The organism is Treponema bryantii (genome assembly GCF_900111035.1).
Classification (GTDB): Bacteria; Spirochaetota; Spirochaetia; order Treponematales; family Treponemataceae; genus Treponema_D; species Treponema_D bryantii_C.
Window position 1 is genome coordinate 275,975 of sequence record NZ_FOFU01000001.1, and the last position, 21,574, is coordinate 297,548.

Sequence of the window (21,574 nt, forward strand, 5' to 3'; positions counted from 1 at the left end):
TAAAATAATTTAGACGTCAACGATTTTCAAAACGAAACAGAAATTGTGGGACCCGCAATTTCTGTTTCGTTTTGATTTAACGTTTATCTTTCAATAATAACTGTATTTTGATATAATTTGCTTTATATGAGTGAAAATATGATTACCATCCGCGGGGCGAGGGAGCATAATCTTAAAAATATAAATGTTACTATGCCGAGAGATAAACTGGTTGTAATTTCCGGTTTGTCGGGTTCGGGAAAGTCTTCGCTGGCTTTTGATACACTTTTTGCTGAAGGTCAGCGCCGTTATATGGAAAGCCTTTCAAGTTATGCACGTCAGTTCCTTGGACGAATGGACAAGCCTGATGTTGATATAATAGAAGGACTTTCGCCTGCTATTTCTATTGAACAGAAATCTACAAATAAGAATCCTCGCTCAACTGTTGGTACAATCACAGAAATATATGACTTTTATCGTCTTCTTTATGCTCGCTGCGGACATGCACATTGTCCTGAATGTGGACGCGAAATCCGGGAACAGTCTGTTGATCAGATTATTGATACTGTTATGGGCTGGGAAGACGGCACAAAGATGCAGATTCTTGCCCCTGTTATTCGTGGTAAAAAGGGTGAACATCAGAAGATTTTAGATGATGCTAAGGCTTCAGGCTTTGTTCGCGCTCGAATTGATGGCGTTATGGCAGAGCTTGATGATGCAATCAAACTGGATAAACAGAAAAAACATACAATTGAAATTGTTGTAGACCGAATTATAAAAGGCGATGATGTACGTAGCCGACTTGCAGATTCTATTGAAATTGCATTGAAAAACGCAAACGGAATTGTAATTGTTACCCGTCGTGTCGGCGACAAGGACGAAGAGGTTTTCTTCAGCCAGAAGAATGCCTGCCCGGACTGTGGAATTTCTATTCCAGATCTGCAGCCTCGTCTTTTCTCTTTTAATAACCCGTTTGGTGCCTGCCCGGAATGTACTGGTCTTGGCGAAAAAATGGAATGGGATTTCAATAAGATCCTTCCGGACCGCTCTTTGTCTTTCAACGAGCGCGCTTTCCCATTCTTTAATCCTGACAGTGAATGGAACCACACTATGTTCCAGGCTGTTGCTGAAGCAGAAGGCTTTACATTGGACACACCAATCAGCCGTCTGACTGCCGAGCAGTTTGATTACTTATGGAACGGAGATCCTGAGCGCAAAATCCACTGGGTATATAAAAAGCAGAGCGGAGAAGGCTACAGCGAATATAACCGTCCGTGGCCTGGAGTATTAAACGAAATGAAGCGCCGTCATGCAGAAGCCTGGGGCGATTCAATGCGTGCTAATATAGAAGAAAAGTTTATGAAGGTTGGACACTGTTCCTGCTGTAACGGACAGCGCCTTCGTAAAGAAGCCCTTGGTGTTACTGTGGGCGGTAAAAATATATGGGAACTCTGCTGTCTTTCTGTTGCAGATTCTATCACCTTCTTTGATGAACTGGAACTTACAGAAACCGAACAGACAATTGCAACTCAGATTCTCAAAGAGATTCGTGCCCGTTTGCGCTTCCTCCGCGATGTTGGTCTTGATTATCTTACAATGGAGCGCGCTGCCGAAACCCTCAGTGGTGGTGAAGCTCAGCGTATCCGTCTTGCAACTCAGATTGGTTCAGCCCTCTGTGGTGTTATGTATATCCTTGATGAGCCTTCAATTGGTCTCCATCAGCGTGACAATCAGCGTCTTATTGATACACTGCTCAGCCTTCGTGATAACGGCAACACCGTAATCGTCGTAGAACACGATGAACAGACCTTGCGTACTGCAGATTATCTTATAGATATCGGTCCGGGCGCGGGCGTTAATGGCGGGCAGGTTGTAGCGGCCGGAACTCCTGATGAAGTAGCAAAGGTAAAGGAAAGTCTTACAGGACAGTATCTTGCCGGAACCCTTAAAATGGATGTTCCAACCGAACGTCGCCCTGATAACGGAAACTTCATCAAAGTAAACGGCGTTACAGAACATAATCTCAAAAATGTAAGTATTCAGATTCCTCTTGGAACCTTTACCTGTATAACAGGAGTAAGCGGCAGTGGTAAATCTACCCTTATGAGTGATGTACTTTATCCGGCACTCAGCAACCGTATTATGCGTACAAATTATGATGTTGGTGAATGCGAAAGTATTGAAGGTGAAAAGTTTATCGATAAGGTAATCAATATTGATCAGAGCCCGATTGGTCGTTCTCCACGCAGTAACCCTGCAACTTATATTGGTGTTTTTGATTCTATAAGAGACCTTTTTGCAAGCCTTCCGGAAAGTAAGGCCCGCGGTTATCTTAAGGGTCGTTTCAGCTTTAACGTAAAAGGCGGCCGTTGTGAAGCGTGTCAGGGCGCGGGTGAAAATGTAATCGAAATGAACTTCCTGCCGGACGTATATGTTCAGTGTGAAGTCTGCGGCGGAAAGCGCTTTAATAAAGAGACTCTTGAGGTTACCTACAAGGGTAAGTCTATAAACGATGTTCTCAATATGAGTATTGATGAAGCCTGCGATTTCTTTGCAAGTATTCCTCATATTGCCCGTAAGCTTGAAACCATGAAGTCTGTAGGACTCGGTTATATTCAGCTTGGACAGAATGCGCTTACCCTCAGTGGTGGTGAAGCTCAGCGCGTTAAGCTTGCAAACGAGCTTGCCCGTGTTTCTACAGGAAAAACTCTCTATATAATGGATGAGCCTACAACAGGACTTCACTTTGCAGACGTTAAACAGCTGATGACTGTAATTCAGCGCCTTGTAGATCAGGGTAATACAGTTGTTATGATAGAACATAACCTTGATGTAATCTGCCAGGCAGATTATCTGATAGACCTTGGTCCTGAAGGTGGTTTCCGTGGCGGTAATATAATTGCAACTGGAACTCCGGAGCAGGTTGCTCAGGTGCCGGAAAGCTATACCGGCCAGTTTATTAAAAAGCAGCTGGGGCTTTAGAGGCAGCAGATTCAGATGTTTAAGCGTTTCTTTTTTGCAGCAGTTATTTTTTGTTTCTCAGTTTTTTCAGTTTTCGCACAGGAGAAAAGTGACTCTGCATCAAAAGCACCTGAAGTTACAGTAATTACAATCAATAATGCAAGACAGTCTTCTTACAAGAAAGATGAAGATACCGGAAATGATTGTATAGTTCTCGAAGGTTCAGTGTCTCTTACTGTTCAAAAAGGAAATACTACAAACGAAATTAAAGCAGATAAGATTGTATATGACCGAAGTACAGAAATGCTTTATGCCGACGGTAATGTTGAAATCATAATGAAAAGCGGTTCTGGAAACGATACTGCTACAGCAACTTCGCTTATTTTGAATACATCAACCCTTGAAGGTGTTTTTGATGACGGCCGAATTGTACAAAAACAGTCGGATGCCCTGAATCTTCCTTCTGGTTCAACTCTTATAGTTTTTTCTGATATTTTTGGAAAGGGTAATGAAACTGTCATAACCTTTAAAAACTCAAGTCTTACATTTTGTGATGAAGATCCTCCGCACTGGCATATTGATGCAACACGAACCTGGCTGTTACCTGGCGGTGAATTTGCGTTTTTTAATGCCCTGCTGTATGTAGGTGTTGTGCCGGTACTTTATTTCCCGGCCTTTTATTATCCAAAAGATGAGTTGATTTTTAATCCCGTGTTTAATTATACAAAACGCGGCGGTTATTCAGTTCAGACTACAACTTATTTATGGGGAAGAAAGCCTCTGGATAAGAACTCATCAAGTTCTTCGAGTTCCTCAAGTTCAGATTCATCAAAAGACAGTACATCAGCTGAATCATTAAGGGCTGTTTATAATTTTGTAAGACCAAATACCTTGAAGGAACAGGTTAGGGAAGGCTTGATTCTTCATAACCTCGATGAAGATTTTAAAGGAGATTCATCTCATTATGTAAAACTTCTGGCAGACTGGTATTCAAATCTGGGATATATGGTTGGTGTAGATTCAGTTTTGAATCCTCTGCCAAAATATATTTCAAAACTCAATGTAAATACTTATTTAGGCTTTAGTAATACGGTATTTAGGGGAACAGGTTCAAGCCTTACGTATTATCCGTATTCTTCAACTGGTGTAAAATATAAAGATGAATCAAACTTCTTAGGTCTTAAGATGCCTTTCCGATATGCCGGAGATATTGAATTCCAGCTTTCAAAGCCGTTTTCATTTTCTCTGTCTCTTCCTGTTTATTCAGACCCGTTCTTTTCTAATGATTTCCTGAAAGATCGTCAGGAAACTATGGACTGGATTTCTTATCTTCTGGATTCTGCAAATGAAGACTCTTCATCTGATACTTCTACAACAATCAGTGAGGTTTCGTCTTTTCAGTGGAAAACTCAGGCATCCTATTCGCCGACACTTCCTTCATTTATGAAGCCTTATGTATCTTCTTTGTCTTTTTCTATGAATAACTCTGTAAATATTTCGGCAAAGAGTACAGTTTTTTCTTATGCATCTAACTCAGAAGAGGTTTCTTCAGAATGGACAAATAATACTCCTTTAAGACGCTTTTATTATCCTTCTCTGGTAACACCTGTTTCTATGAGTATTTCTGCCAGCGGAACTATTTTTTCATGGCCAATTAAAAAAGACAGTACAGCAAAAACACCTTCTTATGTAATTACTCTTAATAAGCCGGATGAATTGAAAACAGAAAAGCAGCTCGAAGAAGAACGTAAAAAGGCAGAAGAGGAAGCAAGAAAATCAGCTGGAGAAGAAACTTCTAAAACAACTGAAGAAAAAACACCAGACAATAGTGAGACGGATAAGGAGAATAAGGTTTTTGATTATTACCTTCCGGATCTTGATTATACAACCACAAAAGAAACTGTTAATGATGGAATAACCTATAAACTTTCTTACAGCGCAGCTTTGAATCTTACAAATCAGATTGCTTATTCAGATAAAAACTTAAAGACAGCCGATGATTTTGACTGGAGCAATATCAGATCTACAATGTATAACATTAAGGTTCCGCTTTCGCTTACAAGCCTTTTGAATTACGGCGGAAACTTCTTTTCTGTAGAGAATAAATTTTCTTATTCACCGGTTTTCCAGAAACATCCGTACCTTTCAGACGATTCAGAATACGGCTATACAGAAGATGAAATCAAAAAGCTTAAATATTCAGATATGAAATCTGAAACTCGTGATATTGTAAATACAAACTCAGTAACGCTTAAACCGTTTATTTATTATCCGATATTCAGTGATACAAGTTTTGCCTGGAATTCTTCTATAAAATTATTCAGAAGAACATATACAGGAGATGCTGATAATCCGGATTGGGAAGATCATTTCGCAGACTGGTCTGATGAAGACAGTGTAACGGCAAACTCACTTTCCGCAGATATCAAGGCAAAGGAACTGAATAATAAGTTTACTCAGTCACTTCGTTTTGATGTGATTATGCCGCCGCTGAGAAAAAAGTATACAACAACTTTAACCCTTGGCGTTCCTTATGCAAGTGCTTCAATTAGTACAGGTTTTATAGAAGTTAGAGATGATGATACTAAAACTGCAGGTGAAGAAGACAAGAAATGGAAAAAATCACCGCTGACACAAAACTTTTCTCTTACTCTGTTTAATTCAAAACTGAAATTGTCAGAAACCTTCACATATAATCTGGAAGATGATAATCCGGACAGTTTAAAACTTTCGGCTTCTATATTTGGAGTTCAGTTATCTTATATTCAGTCGTACGTTCAGGGATATGATTTTGATTCTTCTACAGGCTGGACTATCCGGCCAGATAAAGAATTTCTTCCATATTCTTTCTCTCTATCGTATTCTCTGCCTGCAAAGACTTATTACAGATGGTTTAACCGGGTTTCTTTTGCATTGGGGCTGAATACAAGTATAGTTGCAGATTTACTGCGTCCTACAAACAGTTATTTCCTGTTTTCTCCTTCCGTAAAGTTTAAGATTTTTGAGTTTCTGGATATTACTTTTTCTGCAACTTCACGAAACTCTGTACTTTACTGGTATTTCCATAATAATGAGGGAGACTTGTACAGCGAGTGGGGCGGCTTCCCGGGAAATATTTTTAAGGATTTGTTTGATTCCTTCAGATTTGATAATGAGGATTTACGAAAGAACTCGGGATTTAAGCTGAAATCTCTGAATATGACAATTTCTCATGACCTTCATGACTGGAAGGCCAATATGACAATGAAGATTGAACCGCGAATTATTTCTGAAAACGGTAAAAAGACTTATGACTTTAAACCATATATAACAATTGGTGTTGTATGGAATCCAATGGAGAGTATGAAAACTACTATTATTGATGAATATGGGGAATGGAAACTGGAATAAGCCTAAAATCGAAAATCCGTTAAAAACTGGGCTGCGACAGCGGGCCAGTTTAGGATTATCGAAAAAACGGCTCAGAGGCGAGACTATGCGAGCCGATTTAATTAAGATTGACAATAATTATATGATAATCAATAATATATACAGAGGTTTTTTTGAACGAATATACTATTGTAGTTCCAGACAATGATGTACTTTCCTGTGTTTGTGGAACTAATGATAAAAATTTACAGCTCATAGAAGAACATCTGGGAGTTCCTGTTTTTTCAAAAGGAAACGAGCTCTCTGTGGAAAATGCCGCTCCTGAAATCTGCCAGAAATTCCAGTTTATAGTGGACCGTATCGTAGACGAGGTACAGTCTGGAGGTAAAAACAGTGATGATATAATACTTTCCGTTCTTAATACAAAGCGGAAGGTAGACGCTGATGAAATGGTGATTATGGTTCCTGGCGCGGTTCGCAGGGTTTATCCAAGAACTCAGGGACAGGCAGAATATGTTGATTTACTTCAGAATCGTGATATGGTGTTCTGTACAGGTTCTGCAGGAAGTGGAAAAACATATCTTGCAGTGGCAGAAGCATTACGTTTAATTCTTACTCATAAAAAAACAAAGCTTATAATTACACGACCTGTTGTAGAAGCAGGTGAAAGTCTTGGCTTTTTACCAGGTGATCTGGAAGATAAAATTGACCCGTATCTTCGTCCTCTTCGTGATGCAATGGAAACAATTCTTCCTCCAGAATCTGTAAAACGGCTTTTTGAAGCTGGAATTGTAGAGGTTGCGCCGCTTGCCTATATGCGCGGACGAACCTTAAATAATGCAGTTGTAATTCTTGATGAAGCTCAGAATACAACCTGTGCACAGATGAAAATGTTCCTTACCCGAATGGGCGAGAATACAAAGGTCTTTGTAACCGGAGATCCGTCTCAAATTGACCTTCCTAAAAAAGTAACATCCGGGCTGATGCATTCAATCAGCATATTAAATAAAATAGAAGATATTGGATTTATGGAACTGACTGCAGATGATGTAGTTAGAAATCCATTAGTAAAAAAAATAGTAAAGGCGTATGAAAATGAAAAAGAACAATTCTGAAAAAGACAATAACAGGCCTGTTTCAGCAAACTATATTGTACAGGGAATAGGAAACTATATGAGGAAAAATTATCCGTTCCTCATCATGTTTTTTGCGGGACTTCTGGCTGTTTCTGCTTTAAATTTCCTGAAAATCAGTACAGCAGAAACAATTGCCAATTTTTCAATTGGAGATTTTGAAATAGGTCAGATTGCAGACCGCACAATTATTGCAGACCGAAGTCTTCCACCAGATAATATTGATCCGATTACCGTTACAAAAGGTGAAAAAATTATAAAGAAAGGTTTCCCCATTACAGAAGAAGGCTTTTCTAAACTCAAAAAAATGTCTGCTTCTCCTTTGTATATAGATTACAGGGCTTTTGCAAACAGCGAGCTTTATCTGCTTCTGTTGTCTATAATGTGGTATCTTTTATTCACATTTATTTCCGTAAACCGAAGGCTTTTATTTAAGGAACCGCTTCTGCAGGTAATTTTCTTCCTGGCTGTTTTTGCGGTTACAGCCTTCTGTGGAAAACTTTCTATTTTCTCAAGTCCCTATAGCATTTGTATAGCAATTCCATCTGCTTTATTCATTATGATTGTAACAATTCTTTACGGCAATCTTTCTGCTCTTCTGCTTTCAATTGTAATGTCTATGGGTGTTTTATGTGCTACTAACTGGCAGGTATCAACCTTCCTTATGACACTGGCATCTTCACTTACAGCAGCTGCAATCGTACGAAAAATTGAACGCCGTCTCGACCTTGTATTTGCAGGTCTTATGATTGCGGCTTTTAATATTGTGTATGTAGTTTTATTCTCTGTAGTATTTAATGAAACTTTTGAAGAATTACCAAAGCTTATAATTGGACTTGCAATTAACGGTTTCCTTTCCGGTATTCTTACTTTAGGTTTCCTTACTCCGCTTGAAATCATGCTTAATACAGCATCTGTTTTCCGTCTTATGGATTTGAGTGATACAAATACTCCGATTTTTAAGCAGATGCAGATTCAGACAAACGGTACCTACAATCACTCAATGATGGTTGCACAACTGGCTGAAGCTGGCTGTCGTGAAATCGGAGCAAATGCATTGCTTGCAAGAGTTGGTGCTTACTATCACGATATTGGAAAGATGGATCAGAGTGAATATTTTGTTGAAAATCAGGTAAACGGAATGGAAAATAAACATAACGACCTGAATCCAAATCTTTCTGCTTCTGTTATAAAAAGCCATGTTCGTAAGGGTGTTGAAAAAGCCCGCCAGCTTCATCTTCCTCAGGCAGTAATTGATATTATTGCAGAACATCATGGAAACAGCATAATTACATATTTCTATAATATGGCAAAGGAAAAAGATCCTTCACTTGATGAAGATGATTTCCGTTACCCTGGTAATCCTCCTTTTACAAAGGAATCTGCTGTAGTAATGCTTGCAGATACAGTCGAGGCTGCCTGCCATACTCTTGAAAATCCAACATCTCCTCGTCTTGATAAGTTCATTACAATTCTTATCAATCAGAAGGTAGATTCTAAACAGCTGGATAATTGTGAATTGACTTTCCGCGATATTTCGAGAATTAAGGCTGCTTTTGTAAATCTGCTTACAGGATATTACCACAACAGAATTAAATATCAGAATCAGCAGGATCCTGATGAAGTTCCTGCAAAAAAAGAAGAAATTGCAGCAGAAGCTCAAAAAGAAGCTGAAAAGCCAGAGAAAACAGAAAAAGCACCTGTAAAAACTGCTTCAAGAACAGCAGCAAAAACAGTTAAGGAAAAGAAATGAATCGCGTATATGTAGCTATGCAGGACGGTGTAGACGAGCCGGACTGGTTTAATAATGTAGAGCCGTTTGTTCAGAAAGTTCTGGGCGAGCTTAAGTTTGATGGTGAAGAAATCTCCATGCTTATGTGCGACGACACTTATATGCAGGAGCTAAATAAAACCTACCGTAACATTGACAGTACTACAGATGTTCTTTCTTTTGAGAACGATGAAGAATACGAGGATGAAGAGGGCAAATGGAAATGCGTTGGCGATATAGTAATCAGCCTTGATACTTTGCCTGTAAATGCCGATTATTTTGAAGAGAGCAGAAATGACGAGCTCAAACGTCTTATAGTACATGGACTTTTGCATCTGAATGGTATGGACCATGGCGAGGAGCATATTGAAAAGGGCGTTGCTCCACAGTGCGAAATGCTTGTACTTCAGGAAAAAGTTTTAGAACAATTAAAGGATGAAAAAATAATAAAATGAGTTTTTTTAAGAAGAAGAAAAAGAATACTGCTGCCGAAGAGGCGGAACAGATACAGCAGGAAATCTTAAACGAAGAAAAAAAAGACATGATTCAGGGTGTTGAGGATCTGTCTAAGACATCTGTAAAAGAAGTTATGATTCCCCGAATCGATGTTGATTTTATTTCCAGCGATACACCTCAGGAAGAACTTTTTACAAAGATAGTTACCAGCGGGCATTCACGCTTTCCTCTTTATACAGATTCAATTGATAATGTAATCGGTGTACTTTATGTAAAGGACATCATTAAATGTCTTGCCGAAAAAAAAGAAATCAATCTTACAAATATGGCACGTAAAGCTTACTTTGTGCCGGAAAGCAAACGCATTGACTCGCTTCTTCGTGAGTTCCGCCGTCATCATCTTCATATTGCAATTGCTATTGATGAGTACGGTGGAGTTTCCGGTATCGTAACAATGGAAGATATTATCGAGGAAATTGTTGGCGATATTCAGGATGAATTTGACAAGGAACAGGAAGATATCTTAAAGGTTAGCGATAATGTATGGCTTTGTGATGCCCGCGTAAATCTTGATGATTTGAATGAAACTCTGGAATCAGAATTCCCTAATGAAGATTTTGATTCTCTTGGTGGATTTGTATTTGATTTATTCGGTAAAGTTCCTGTAAAATATGAAAAGGTGAGCTGGAACGAGTATGATTTTATCGTTCAGGATATGGAAGGCCACCGAATCAATATGGTAAAAATTATTAAAAATATAGATGACGGAAAGGATGATGAGTAAAAAATTAGCAGGGGTTGTATTATCGTTGATTTTGGTTTCTGCTGCAGGAACGGCTTCGCTTTTTGCTGCAGAATCAAAAAATATCCTCAAGCTGTATAACGAAGCTGTTGAACTTCAAAACGAAGAAAACTGGTATACCGCTTCGCAGTATTATATTGAGGTAGTTAATTCAAATCCTGCTTTTAGTGAAGCCTGGTTCCGTCTGGCAGACTGTTCTTATCATCTTGGTGAATTTGACCTTGCGTTCCAGTATCTTGAGAGCGCAGAAAAATACGAAAAAAACAGAAGTGAAATAAAGAACCTTAAGGGAATGATTTTACTGGCGCTTGGCCGTACAGATGAAGCACGCCAGATTTTTAATGAGGTTCTAAAAAAATATCCTAATGACATAGATGCTCATTTTGGTCTTGCTGAAATTGAGCTTTATGACGGAAAATTTTCCGGCGCTGAAAATCAGTATGCAGAAGCGCTTAAACGTCAGAATACAAACAGAAAGGCTCTGCTTTCTCTGGCACTTGTCTGCGCAGAAACAAAACGCTATTCACAGTCTGAAAAATATCTGAAGCAGGCAATGCAGTATTATTCTGGTGAACCTGAAGTTCATTATCTTGCCGCAATTATTTATACAATGAAGGGAGATTATAAGTCTGCTGAAAAACATGCCCGAATTGCAGTTGAAATCCGCGGCGGTTATGAACAGGCTTACGAGCTCCTCGCACAGATAGTTTACCTTCAGCATCGATATACAGAAGTAATAAATCTCTGCGATTTTATTATAGGTCGAAACCGAAATGCTTCTTCTGCCTGGTATTTAAAAGGTACTGCACAGGCAAAACTTGGAAATACAGATGAAGCAATTGCAACCTGGGATACAGGTCTTTCTGTAAGTCCTCAGGATGAGCTTATGCGTATGATGCTTGAGCTTACTGCAAAAAATGAACTTGATTTTGATGATGCACGCAGAAAACAGTGGGCATCTTATCATCTGAATAATGCAAGACAGTATGACAGCCGCTATGATAAGGCTGGAAGTACTTATGAATATCAAAGAGCACTGATGCTTGATCCTTCAAATGCTGTGGCTCGTCTTGCTTATGCTGATATTCTTGAACTTAATGGACTGCACGAGCTTTATTTGAGTCAGTTGAAGTTTGTAAAGGAAAATTCAGATACAGGACTTTCCAGAAATCTTAATGACACAATTGAAGCCTATGATTCTCTATTAAATAATACACTCGCAAAAAGATGGAAGGTCGATGCATTCTATCTCGATAAAATCAGATGGAATATTGCAGTTTTCTATACAGAAAATACCTCTACTTTTAATCATGCAGATTCAGACAGACTTACAGCACTTGCCTGTGGAGATGTATTCAGTGGCGTTGCAATAACTTCTGTAAAAACTCAGGTAACACCGGTTTCTGGTTATGGTGAAGCATTTAAAAATGCCCGCGCGAATAATTTTGATTATTTTGTAATGGTTTCTTTGAGTGAAGGTGAGGATGATGTAAGCCTTAGCGCTACAATGTACTCGGGAAGAACTGGAACAGAAACCTTTAATGAAAAATATTACGCTACAGGAAACAATCGTTTTTCTACAGTTTTAAGACGCTTTAGAAATTCTGTTCTGGAAAAACTTACAGTTCGCGGAAAGATTCTTCAGAGAAACGGAAAAACAGTTCTGATAGATTTAGGTCGTTCAGAAAACATTGTGAAGGATGCTGAATTTAAGATTGTTCGTAAAGGAGCTGTAAAAACAGCAGATGCTGGAAGCGGACTTTTCTTCCGTGATGAAGATGTAGTTGGAATGCTCGTAGTTACTGAAGCAGGAGAAGAAGTCTCTGAAGCTTTAATTACGAGTCACGGATTTTATGACAGAATCAATGAAGGGGATGAACTTGTTCTTGTAAGTATGCCTGCCCAGAATTCTGAAGCCGGAATGGATACAGTTCCTAATGCAGATGAAGAAGGAAAGCCTGTCGTAAATAACAGCGTAAAGGGCGACGAACTTGTTGCTGAAATTAAAAAGGCCGTAGAAAGACCTGCAATTATAGATTTACTGAGAAAAATCCGCTAGATTCTGTCTAAAGCTGCTTCAAGCCATTTCTGAGAAAGGTTAGGGAACGCAGACTGAACTTTTACGAAACTTTTTACAGAATCTTCATAATTATGATTAAAATACTGAGCCTCTCCAAGATAAAAGCAGGCTCGGTTTCTTGTCTCAATACTTATATTTGTTCCAATTAAGTGATTCAACTTATCAATTGTTTCTTTATATTTCTTAGTAACAAAAGAAGTCTTTAAGATTTCAAAAAGCAGATAAGCATCTCCGCCATCTGGAGAAACAAGATCTTCTTCAAAAATATATGGTGTAAGAATTGTTGCCGGGGTAGCTTTTGAGTTTCCACCGGTAAGACTTGTAACTTTAGAGGCTGTTTTGTCAGAAATCAAAGGTTCTGAACCAACTCCTTCAATGATATCCAGATAAGGAAGCGGTGTTTTTCTCAAAGTTCCGTCTGGATACATCGTCTCATATTCAGCTTTTTCTTCCGGCTGTTCAACAACCTTTTTTGTAATCAAATGTACACTGGTAATTGTAGAGTTAAAGGATAAAAGCACGAGGTCGTATGGGCCTGCTGAAGTCTCCGAAATCACCGTGTAATAATAATCCCTGAGATCCTCCAATTGGTCCGTGTATCCGGCCCGGTCCGGTGTAAGAGTAGCAACCGGTTCAAGCCCTCTCAACTGGCCGTAAGAAGAAATCTGCTCTGTAGTTCTATATAACAAAAGGTTGTATAAAGCCGGTTCCGGATTCTCAGGAAGCTGCCAGGTAATACGAACCTTCTTTCCATTTCCAGCCCGGGCCTGTATGTCGCGGACAAGGGGGCGGTCAGCAAATAAATGAGCAGCACAGAGTATCAAAATTAACGGGCAAATCAGTTTCTTCATATATATTATAATATAGTTAGAATTGCAGAAAATCAAGTTTACTGATATTCTAAGCGTATGTTAGAAGAAATAAAATTACCTGTTGAACAGTTGAGAGAAGAAATTATGAACGTCTGGGGGCGTCTTTGACTCTGCTGCAATTGAAAAAGCAATAGCAGATAAAGAAAAGCTTACAGAAGCAGACGGTTTTTGGGATGATCATGAAGCGGCAGAAAAAGTAATGAGCCAGATTCGAAAACTCAAAAGCCGCATAGAACCGTGGAAAAAAATCATAGCAGATATGGATGACCTTGAGGCCATGTACGAGCTTGCCGCAGAATCAGGCGAGCAGAGCGATGAAGATGAAGTTCGCTCAATGTATGAGGCTGCAAAGGCACAGTTTGATAAATTAAATATTCTGAACCTTCTTTCTGGAGAAGTAGACCAGAACGATGCCTTCCTTACAGTACACGCAGGAGCCGGTGGAACTGAAGCCTGTGACTGGGCCTTTATGCTCAGCCGTATGTATTTAAGATGGGCAGAACGTCACGGTTATAAAACAGAAGTTGTAGATGAACTTGAAGCAGAAGGTGGAATTAAATCTATTACAATTCAGATTTCCGGCGACTTTGTTTACGGTTACCTTAAGGGTGAAGGTGGTATTCACCGCCTGGTACGTATTTCTCCGTTTGATGCAAATGCACGCCGTCACACAAGTTTTGCTTCGGTTTACGTTTATCCTGTTCTGGATGATACAATTGAAGTTGACATCAAACCTGAAGATCTCCGCGTAGATACTTACCGTGCAGGTGGAAAGGGTGGACAGCACGTAAACAAAACAGACTCTGCCGTTCGCTTTACTCATATTCCGACTGGAATTGTTGTTGCCTGCCAGACAGAGCGCAGTCAGCTTATGAACCGCCAGACCTGTATGAACATGCTTAAGGCACGGCTTTACGAATACTACCGCGAGCAGAAAGAAAAAGAGAACTCAAAGTTCATGGCAGAAAAAAAGGATATTTCTTTTGGAAGCCAGATCCGCTCTTATGTATTCTGTCCATATACAATGGTAAAAGACCATCGTACCCGTTTCTCTGTAGGAAACATTCAGGCTGTAATGGACGGTGACCTCGACGATTTTATGAACGCATACCTTGTTGCAAAATGGAAGGGACTTCCAATGGATGGCTCTGGGGATGATGACGAAGAGGTTTAGTGCATTATTTCTGATAATTATTCTCAACGGGGTTAGCCTTTGCCTGCCGCTCTTCTGTGAGAGCGGTAAGTGGACTATTGCCGCTCAGAAATTTACTGCTGATAATGTGTCTAACGAAGATAATGTAAATTCAAAAACTGCAGAAATGCTTCCTTCAGATATTCTGGAAAAAATTGGAACTGCTGTTACCAGAAATGTAATGCCGGAAGAACAGTTTGAACGTACAAAATACAAACTCCGAACTGAACGGCAGTCACTGTTTTTACAGCTTTCTGCAGAATATAAAAAAAGAGATTCACTCGTTCTTGCAAATTATTCTGATTATAAATTGAAGACGGCCCTTAAGGAGTCACAGAAAAAAATTACAAGCTTACAGGAAAAAATAACTGCTAATCTGGACGAATTAAAAAAAGCAACCGAAGAAAATGAAAGAAAAATGGCTGCCGTTGCAAACGGTGATGCTGAACTTCAAACTCAGGAATCTGAGTTAAATAAATTCAAAAACTTATTTAAGAAGATTTTTGAAAAGGATGAAAGTCTGATTCAGCAGGAACAGATCAGTTTTTATGGAAATGATGTTTCAAAACTTTATACACCGTCAAATGAGTTAAAGGAGCTGGCTGTAACAGATTCCCTTTATGAAAAGGCTGTAGTAAATGCGGGAATCAACACTCTGCTTACAGGGCATTATTCAAAGTACGGAGATTATATTTCTGTATATGTTGATATGTATATATATCCTGGAGTAAGAAAGATTGGTTCGGTAGCAGAAGTAGGTTCTGTAAAAGAACTGGAACTTATAACTACAAGTATTGCAATGCAGCTTGTTCCGGTAATTTCAAATTCTCTTCCTGTTGAACTTGTTGTTGCTGTTTCCCCTCAGGAAGCTGCTCCAAAAACAGTTGTTTATATTGATGACGTGCTTCAGAAAATCGAAAGCGGAAAGCTAATTGTGGATTCTGGTATTCATACAATTCAGTTTATTTCTGAAGGATATAAGGCAGCCGGAACAACATACGCATTTGAAGGAAATAAAAAATATTTTATCGATATAAATTTTGAAAAGCCAAAATCGGGATTTATTCAGGTTGAATTAAAAAAGCCTCTGAACGGAAGTCTTTTGATGAATGGCGAACGTGCGATTGAAGTTGAACCGCAAAAATCACAAATCGCAATAAATGGAAAAGAAATCTTAGGTGAGTTTGTAGCAGAAAATGGAGAAACGGCTTTTTTCTATATTCCGCATAAGCTTACTTTTGACAGCAGTAATGTCATAATCAATCCAAAGCCTATGGACAGAATGGCTTATATAGATAAACGCCGCAAAATTATGTACACTTCGTACAGTATTTTTATCATATCTCTGATTCCAACTTTTTATACACTTGCGAATTTTAAGAATAATGCAAATCTGTATGCAAATAATCAGATTGATTATGAAACGGCAAAGAACTGGCAGACAGCATCTAATGTCTCCAAAGCAATTTCTTTAGGCTGCGGATTATTCTGGGGCTATGAACTTGTCAGATATCTGATGGCTGCAAACTCTGTTTTGCCTCAAAAAGCAAAAGCATCAAAGAATTCAGAGTTTATTTATTATACTCCTGAAGAACTGGAAGAAATTAAAAAACGAAATAATACTGTTGAAACAGAAGAAATATCAAATCAAAAAGATGGAGAAACAGAATGAAACAATCCTTTGGCGAAAAACTGAAATCGCTTTTTTCAAAGAGCAGTACAATAAACGAAGATTTTTTTGAAGAACTTACTGATATGCTGGTAGAAGGTGATATCGGTGCAAAAACTGCTTTTGAAGTAGTTGATGAACTTGAGTCAATTTGTGATAAAGAAAAAATCCGTGAGCATGATGCCATTCTTGCAAAACTTAAAGAGCTTCTGCTTAAGGATGTACGTTCAGTTTATCTTATACCTGAAGCAGGCAAACAGAATGTATGGATGATGCTTGGTGTAAATGGTGTTGGTAAAACAACAACTGCAGCTAAGCTTGCAAAATATTTTAAAAACAACGGCGTAGAAAATATTGTAATGGCAAGTGCAGATACATTCCGTGCTGCCGCTATTGAGCAGCTTGCTCTTCATGGAGAACGGCTTGGAGTTCGTGTCGTAAGTCATCAGCATGGTTCTGATCCATCTGCAGTTGTTTATGATGCAGCAGATGCACTTCGCGCAGCTGGTCCTGGTCTTGTTATTGCAGATACTGCAGGACGTCTTCATAATAAAGAAAATCTTGTCCGAGAACTTCAGAAGATTGACCGTACCTGCGGTTTAAAAGCTGACGAAGGCTGCTATAAAAAAATTCTAGTAATTGATTCAACTACTGGTCAAAATGCTTTGAGACAGGCTGAAGTTTTTAATGAGGCTGTAAAAATCGATGCAATCATCATGACAAAATATGATTCAACAGCAAAGGGCGGAGTGGCAGTTTCTATTGGCCGTGAGCTTGGACTTCCTGTTGCTTATATCTGTACTGGTGAAGGTTATGATAATATTGCTCCATTTAATGCAGAAGCTTATATAAATGAATTTCTTTCTATGCAGGGCTAATACCAGTCAATGAACGCACGTTTTATTCTGAGACAAAGTTTTTTATTTTCTCTGATTTTTCTGCTGCTGGCGACTTTGTTTGTTTCCTGTAAAAAACGCGGACAACAGACTGATGTAGAAAACTCTGCCGAAGAAAAATCAGATGAGGAATTGTATTCTTTTTACAGTCCTGCAGAAGATGACGCTTCCTGGGTAGAAGAGCTTTTGCTGCATATTGAAGAAGAGAGAATTGCAGAAGAACTTTCTAAGATGGAAGACTCTCTGACAGAATATCAGATTGACGAAATACCGCCTGAAGTTTCAGAGACAGAAGAGACTGCTGAATCAGAAGAAACTCAAGCCGAAGAAAAAGTTTTCATTGGAAAAAACAATGAAATGAGATTCTTTGAATACAATAATGAAATTCTCATGCCGCAATATACAGAGGACGGGCTTATTATAATTCATTCTGCAGACGGAAATGTTGTCAGAAATTTTTACAATAATGATTATCAGCTTGTAAAAAAAGAAGAGTGGAAAATTGCTTCTGCGTCAGATGCAAAGAAACTTCGTAGCGAGATATTTGTTTATTCAGAAGAGACAGGAAAAGTTATTAAGAAGGATATTCTTACAGATACTGATGTTGAAACTGTAAATTATAATTCAGATTCATCACCTGTTGCTTCTGTGAAGTATATTTTGAAGGATGAAAAAAGATATCTGGTTATGGAAAGAAACTGGTTTTATGATGAACAGAATCGTATTCTAAAAGACGAACAGAAGGAATACTCTTATAAGGATTCTGTTTATGATAATAAGCCTGTCCTTTTTTCAAAAAGATATGAATATAATTATACAAATACAGATGAACTGAATAACGAAAAAGATGCTGAAGATACAACTGAAAACACTACAGATAATACAGCTCCAATTCCACCAGATTCAAAATATTTTGAAAATGATGTGTTAAAAATGCAGAATCAATATACAAAGAAAAAAGGAACTTATTTAACCAGAATATATTTTGATTCCGTTTTTTCTGTCATAACTTATTATGAAGATGACTTCCGCCTTCGTGATGAATATTATAATAACGGTCGCTTATTCAGAACAAAGGTTTACGAAAGAGTTGGAGAAGGAAATTGAAAAAGAACTTAATTACACAAATCAGATGGATTTCCGCAGTTTCCAGACGCTTTGCCCGTGTAGACAGAAAGGGACGTTCTGCAGTTACTTCAAGACTTGCGACTCTTGGTATCTGCTTTGGTGTTATGACACTTACTGTTGTAATGAGCATTATGAATGGTTTTCAGATGAGCTTTATAGATGCAATTCTGGAGGTTTCGTCATATCATCTACGTGCAGTTGATGTGCCAGAGCATTTAGAAAAGAATCTGATTTCTGTTTGTGCTGAAGATAAGCATGTTGCAGCCTGTGTTCCTTTTTATGAGTCTCAGGTTTTAATGACTGGCGAAAAAGGTGGAGCAGTTGCCGTTAATGTTCGTGCTGCTGATGAAGCAATTTACTACGAAGATGAAGGCTTTAGAAAGCAGCTTAAAATGCTTTCCGGAGCTTTTGATTTTTCTGATTCTGATTCAATAATATTAGGAAGTTCTCTGGCACGGAATCTAGGTGTTCGTGTTGGAAGCAATGTTAACCTGCTCGTAATGAGTGGTGGAAGTGATGTAGAACTTTTTTCTTCCGATAGAATTTTTACAGTTCGCGGCATTTTTACTACCGGCTATGCAGAAATAAATAACTCCTATGCTTTTGTCGGTACAGAAGCTGCTAAGAAATATTTCGGAAGTTCTGCTAAAAAAATCTGGGGAATTAAGCTTCATAAATACGATGGAGATTTACGAGCGATTTCTTCTCTTAAAAAAGAACTTCCTCAAATCAATTTTCTTTCATGGAGAAACTTTAACCGGACTTTCTTTGGTGCATTGCGAATTGAAAAAAATATGCTGCTGCTTTTAGTAGCACTTATTTTTGTTGTCGTTGCAATAAATATTTATAACGGTATGCGCCGTCTTGTTTTTGAGCGCCGAACAGAAATTGCAGTATTGTCTGCCTTGGGAGCACGTAAATCTGGAATAAAGGCAATTTTTATAATGCGTGGATTTATTATGGGAACTCTCGGTGCTCTTGTTGGAGTTTTACTAGGTCTGCTTATCAGTTTGAATACAGATGTTGTATTTACTGCTGCTGCAAAATTGATGTATGCAATTCAATATTTGGTCACTGCAATTACAGACAGACAGAATCTTCAGTATGTACAGGTTAATTCTTCTTATAATCTTTATGCAACAATACCAGCACGTGTTTTCCCTGGAGAAGTTACAGCAATAGCACTTTTTGGAATTCTTTCACCGCTTATTGCTTCACTTGCTGCAAGTAAAAATGTTTTGAAAATGACAGTTTCGGAGGTACTTCATAATGAGTAATATCCTTACAATAAAAAATCTTGAAAAGGTTTATGTAACAGACAGTGAACGTCTCACAGTTCTTAAGGGCCTGAATCTTAATGTTGAGGAAGGTTCTAAAATTGCTGTAGTAGGTGAGAGCGGTAGTGGAAAAAGTACCCTGCTGAATATTATCGGTGGAATTGATAATGCCACAAGCGGAACTGTAACAGCCGGTGAATGGGAAGTAACTTCTCTGACTGAAGCAAAAATGTCTGAATACCGTTCTAATTTTCTTGGTCTGATTTTTCAGTTTCATTACCTTCTCAAAGATTTTACAGCACTTGAAAATGTTTACATGCCGGCATTGATTGCAGGCTTACCAAAAAAGGATGCAATTGAACGTGCAACTCAGCTTTTGAATGATGTTGGAGTTGCAGAAAGAAAGGATCACCTTCCATCTCAGCTTTCTGGTGGTGAGCGTCAGAGAGTTGCTGTAGCACGTGCCCTTATAAATGATCCTAGCCTGATTCTTGCTGATGAACCTACAGGAAATCTGGACCCTGCAAATGCAGAAAAAATCGGCAGTCTTCTTTTCTCAATGGCAGATAAATATAAAAAGACTTTAATCCTTGTAACTCATGATATGAAGCTTGCTGCAAATGCAGATTATCAGTTCAGTATTGTAGAGGGAAGACTTAAATGATTTTTTCATATTCCTTGAAATTTGCAAAAAGCCTGATTTTCCCTAAATCTGAAAAGAAGTCTGTTGCACGAAGAAGTCTTTTTGGAGCAGTGCTGTGTATTGGTTTAAGTATTGTTCCTCTTGTTGTAGTAACTTCAATTACTAACGGCATGATAGACGGAATGACGCAGCGAATTATAGGACTGTCTTCATCTCACATCCAGGCTTATGTTGCATTGGGTATCAGTAAGGTTCAGATTGCAGAAGATTTTATAGAATATGCTGATGAGGCAGGTGAAGTACGGGGAGTAACCGGTGTATATCCGGAAGTAGAGATTTCTGCAATTGCAGCCGGTAAAAATGGCCGAAGTGGTATAGAACTCCGTGCCATAGAGAAAGACATCTTTAAGAGAAATAAATCTTTTAATTCATTGTTTGAAGTTTGTGAAGGTGAACTTAATGCTTTTATATCTCCGGATGAAAGTGCAAAAAGATCCCCCGCTGTAATAGGAAAAAAACTTGCCGAGGAACTTGAACTTCATGCAGGTGATGCTTTCCGTGTTATAACTACAAGAACTGCCGGTGATAAAATTGTTCCAAAGCTTACGTCCTTTACTGTTGCGGCAGTAGTTTCTTCTGGATATCAGGAACTGGATCAGTTCTGGGTGTTTATTCCAATTGAAGCTGCTTATAACTCACTTTCAATGGAAAGTGCCTCTTATAATGTAATGTTCGAAACAGAAGATGCCTTTTCTCCAAATCTTGTTTCCATTCAAAAAAAACTTGCCGGAAACTTCGGACGTTATGCAAATGTTTACCGCTGGGACCAGATTCATACAGCTGAGTTTGAAAACTTTTCATCAACAAAAGTAATGCTTGTATTTGTTATGATGCTCATTGTTCTGGTGGCAACTATAAATATTTCTTCTGCTATTGTAATGCTTGTTATGGAACGCCAGAAAGAAATTGCAATATTGAAAAGTATTGGTGCAAAGCCTCGGGGCATTACTCTGGCATTTTTGACTGCAGCTCTTGCCTGTGGTGCCGGGGGGCTTGTAATTGGGCTTCCAATCGGTATAATTCTTACAGTTTTTTCAAATCAGATTGTTCATGGGCTTGAAAGTCTTGTGAATTTGATTTCTGCTATGGGTGGGGGCGGAGAAATCCATCTTATGGATCCTGCCTATTATTTATCTGAAATTCCAGTTGAAATTCCTGGAATTCAGATTATCCTTATATCCGTATCAGTTTTGATTCTTTCAGTGCTGGTTTCTTATATTCCTGCACGAAAAGCTGGTCGTGAAAAACCGCTCGATATATTGAGAAAGAATTAATCGAACGGGAGG

General features: G+C 38.6%; 15 protein-coding genes. 14 read left to right on the forward strand and 1 reads right to left on the reverse strand.

Annotation, left to right across the window (positions count from 1 at the left end; translation table 11 throughout):
- The first annotated feature begins 126 nt into the window (after positions 1-126).
- The 7 genes from uvrA to BMY21_RS01305 all read left to right on the forward strand — a co-directional run bounded on the left by uvrA (position 127) and on the right by BMY21_RS01305 (position 12,530).
- Entirely contained in the window at positions 127-2,961 is a 2,835-nt protein-coding gene (uvrA, locus tag BMY21_RS01275; RefSeq protein WP_074640147.1) for an excinuclease ABC subunit UvrA, read from the forward strand.
- A 15-nt stretch (positions 2,962-2,976) separates the two neighbouring features.
- Positions 2,977-6,330 (forward strand): LPS-assembly protein LptD, encoded by a 3,354-nt coding sequence (locus tag BMY21_RS01280; RefSeq protein ID WP_074640149.1) that lies wholly within the window; start codon positions 2,977-2,979, stop codon positions 6,328-6,330.
- A gap of 152 nt (positions 6,331-6,482) precedes the next feature.
- Positions 6,483-7,424 (forward strand): PhoH family protein, encoded by a 942-nt coding sequence (locus tag BMY21_RS01285; protein ID WP_074640151.1) that lies wholly within the window; start codon positions 6,483-6,485, stop codon positions 7,422-7,424.
- On the forward strand, positions 7,405-9,195 hold the full coding sequence (locus tag BMY21_RS01290; protein ID WP_074640153.1) for an HD family phosphohydrolase: 1,791 nt from the start codon (positions 7,405-7,407) through the stop codon (positions 9,193-9,195). The genes BMY21_RS01285 and BMY21_RS01290 overlap by 20 nt, the downstream gene beginning before the upstream one ends.
- Complete coding sequence (gene ybeY / locus BMY21_RS01295) at positions 9,192-9,668, forward strand: rRNA maturation RNase YbeY (protein WP_074640155.1); 477 nt, start codon at positions 9,192-9,194, stop codon at positions 9,666-9,668. The genes BMY21_RS01290 and ybeY overlap by 4 nt, the downstream gene beginning before the upstream one ends.
- Positions 9,665-10,453, forward strand: coding sequence for a hemolysin family protein (locus tag BMY21_RS01300; RefSeq protein WP_074640157.1), 789 nt, complete (start codon positions 9,665-9,667; stop codon positions 10,451-10,453). The genes ybeY and BMY21_RS01300 overlap by 4 nt, the downstream gene beginning before the upstream one ends.
- Complete coding sequence (locus BMY21_RS01305; RefSeq protein ID WP_074640159.1) at positions 10,446-12,530, forward strand: tetratricopeptide repeat protein; 2,085 nt, start codon at positions 10,446-10,448, stop codon at positions 12,528-12,530. Before BMY21_RS01300 ends, BMY21_RS01305 begins: the two co-directional genes overlap by 8 nt.
- Here BMY21_RS01305 and BMY21_RS01310 read toward each other — a convergent pair.
- On the reverse strand, positions 12,527-13,402 hold the full coding sequence (locus BMY21_RS01310; RefSeq protein ID WP_143064135.1) for a tetratricopeptide repeat protein: 876 nt from the start codon (positions 13,400-13,402) through the stop codon (positions 12,527-12,529). The genes BMY21_RS01305 and BMY21_RS01310 overlap by 4 nt on opposite strands.
- Positions 13,403-13,459: 57 nt before the next feature.
- Between BMY21_RS01310 and prfB the strand changes: the two genes are divergently transcribed.
- The 7 genes from prfB (at position 13,460) to BMY21_RS01345 (ending at position 21,562) form a co-directional block, all read left to right on the forward strand.
- Positions 13,460-14,597 (forward strand): peptide chain release factor 2 gene (gene prfB, locus BMY21_RS01315; RefSeq protein ID WP_143064136.1). Its coding sequence is split into 2 segments (ribosomal slippage): positions 13,460-13,528 and positions 13,530-14,597, totalling 1,137 coding nucleotides; the frame shifts between segments, so codons are not numbered across the junction.
- Positions 14,581-16,287, forward strand: coding sequence for a DUF8525 domain-containing protein (locus BMY21_RS01320; protein WP_143064137.1), 1,707 nt, complete (start codon positions 14,581-14,583; stop codon positions 16,285-16,287). Before prfB ends, BMY21_RS01320 begins: the two co-directional genes overlap by 17 nt.
- A complete protein-coding gene (gene ftsY / locus BMY21_RS01325; RefSeq protein ID WP_074640167.1) occupies positions 16,284-17,162 on the forward strand; it encodes a signal recognition particle-docking protein FtsY in 879 nt (292 codons plus the stop codon). The genes BMY21_RS01320 and ftsY overlap by 4 nt, the downstream gene beginning before the upstream one ends.
- Positions 17,163-17,171: 9 nt before the next feature.
- Positions 17,172-18,287: a hypothetical protein gene (locus BMY21_RS01330; RefSeq protein ID WP_074640169.1), complete on the forward strand. Its 1,116-nt coding sequence runs from the start codon at positions 17,172-17,174 to the stop codon at positions 18,285-18,287.
- Positions 18,284-19,585 carry an ABC transporter permease gene (locus BMY21_RS01335; protein ID WP_074640171.1) on the forward strand — a complete coding sequence of 434 codons (1,302 nt, stop codon included), beginning with the start codon at positions 18,284-18,286 and terminating at the stop codon, positions 19,583-19,585. The genes BMY21_RS01330 and BMY21_RS01335 overlap by 4 nt, the downstream gene beginning before the upstream one ends.
- Positions 19,575-20,249, forward strand: coding sequence for an ABC transporter ATP-binding protein (locus BMY21_RS01340; protein ID WP_177177707.1), 675 nt, complete (start codon positions 19,575-19,577; stop codon positions 20,247-20,249). Before BMY21_RS01335 ends, BMY21_RS01340 begins: the two co-directional genes overlap by 11 nt.
- Positions 20,246-21,562 (forward strand): ABC transporter permease, encoded by a 1,317-nt coding sequence (locus tag BMY21_RS01345; RefSeq protein WP_074640175.1) that lies wholly within the window; start codon positions 20,246-20,248, stop codon positions 21,560-21,562. The genes BMY21_RS01340 and BMY21_RS01345 overlap by 4 nt, the downstream gene beginning before the upstream one ends.
- Positions 21,563-21,574 lie beyond the last annotated feature (12 nt).

Coding starts and splice junctions, on each gene's coding strand:
- BMY21_RS01310 (WP_143064135.1), bottom strand. CDS start 13,402: ATGAAGAAACTGATTTGCCCGTTAATTTTGATACTCTGTGCTGCTCAT.
- BMY21_RS01290 (WP_074640153.1), top strand. CDS start 7,405: ATGAAAAAGAACAATTCTGAAAAAGACAATAACAGGCCTGTTTCAGCA.
- BMY21_RS01305 (WP_074640159.1), top strand. CDS start 10,446: ATGAGTAAAAAATTAGCAGGGGTTGTATTATCGTTGATTTTGGTTTCT.
- BMY21_RS01300 (WP_074640157.1), top strand. CDS start 9,665: ATGAGTTTTTTTAAGAAGAAGAAAAAGAATACTGCTGCCGAAGAGGCG.
- uvrA (WP_074640147.1), top strand. CDS start 127: ATGAGTGAAAATATGATTACCATCCGCGGGGCGAGGGAGCATAATCTT.
- BMY21_RS01330 (WP_074640169.1), top strand. CDS start 17,172: ATGAACGCACGTTTTATTCTGAGACAAAGTTTTTTATTTTCTCTGATT.
- ftsY (WP_074640167.1), top strand. CDS start 16,284: ATGAAACAATCCTTTGGCGAAAAACTGAAATCGCTTTTTTCAAAGAGC.
- BMY21_RS01320 (WP_143064137.1), top strand. CDS start 14,581: ATGACGAAGAGGTTTAGTGCATTATTTCTGATAATTATTCTCAACGGG.
- ybeY (WP_074640155.1), top strand. CDS start 9,192: ATGAATCGCGTATATGTAGCTATGCAGGACGGTGTAGACGAGCCGGAC.
- BMY21_RS01345 (WP_074640175.1), top strand. CDS start 20,246: ATGATTTTTTCATATTCCTTGAAATTTGCAAAAAGCCTGATTTTCCCT.
- BMY21_RS01280 (WP_074640149.1), top strand. CDS start 2,977: ATGTTTAAGCGTTTCTTTTTTGCAGCAGTTATTTTTTGTTTCTCAGTT.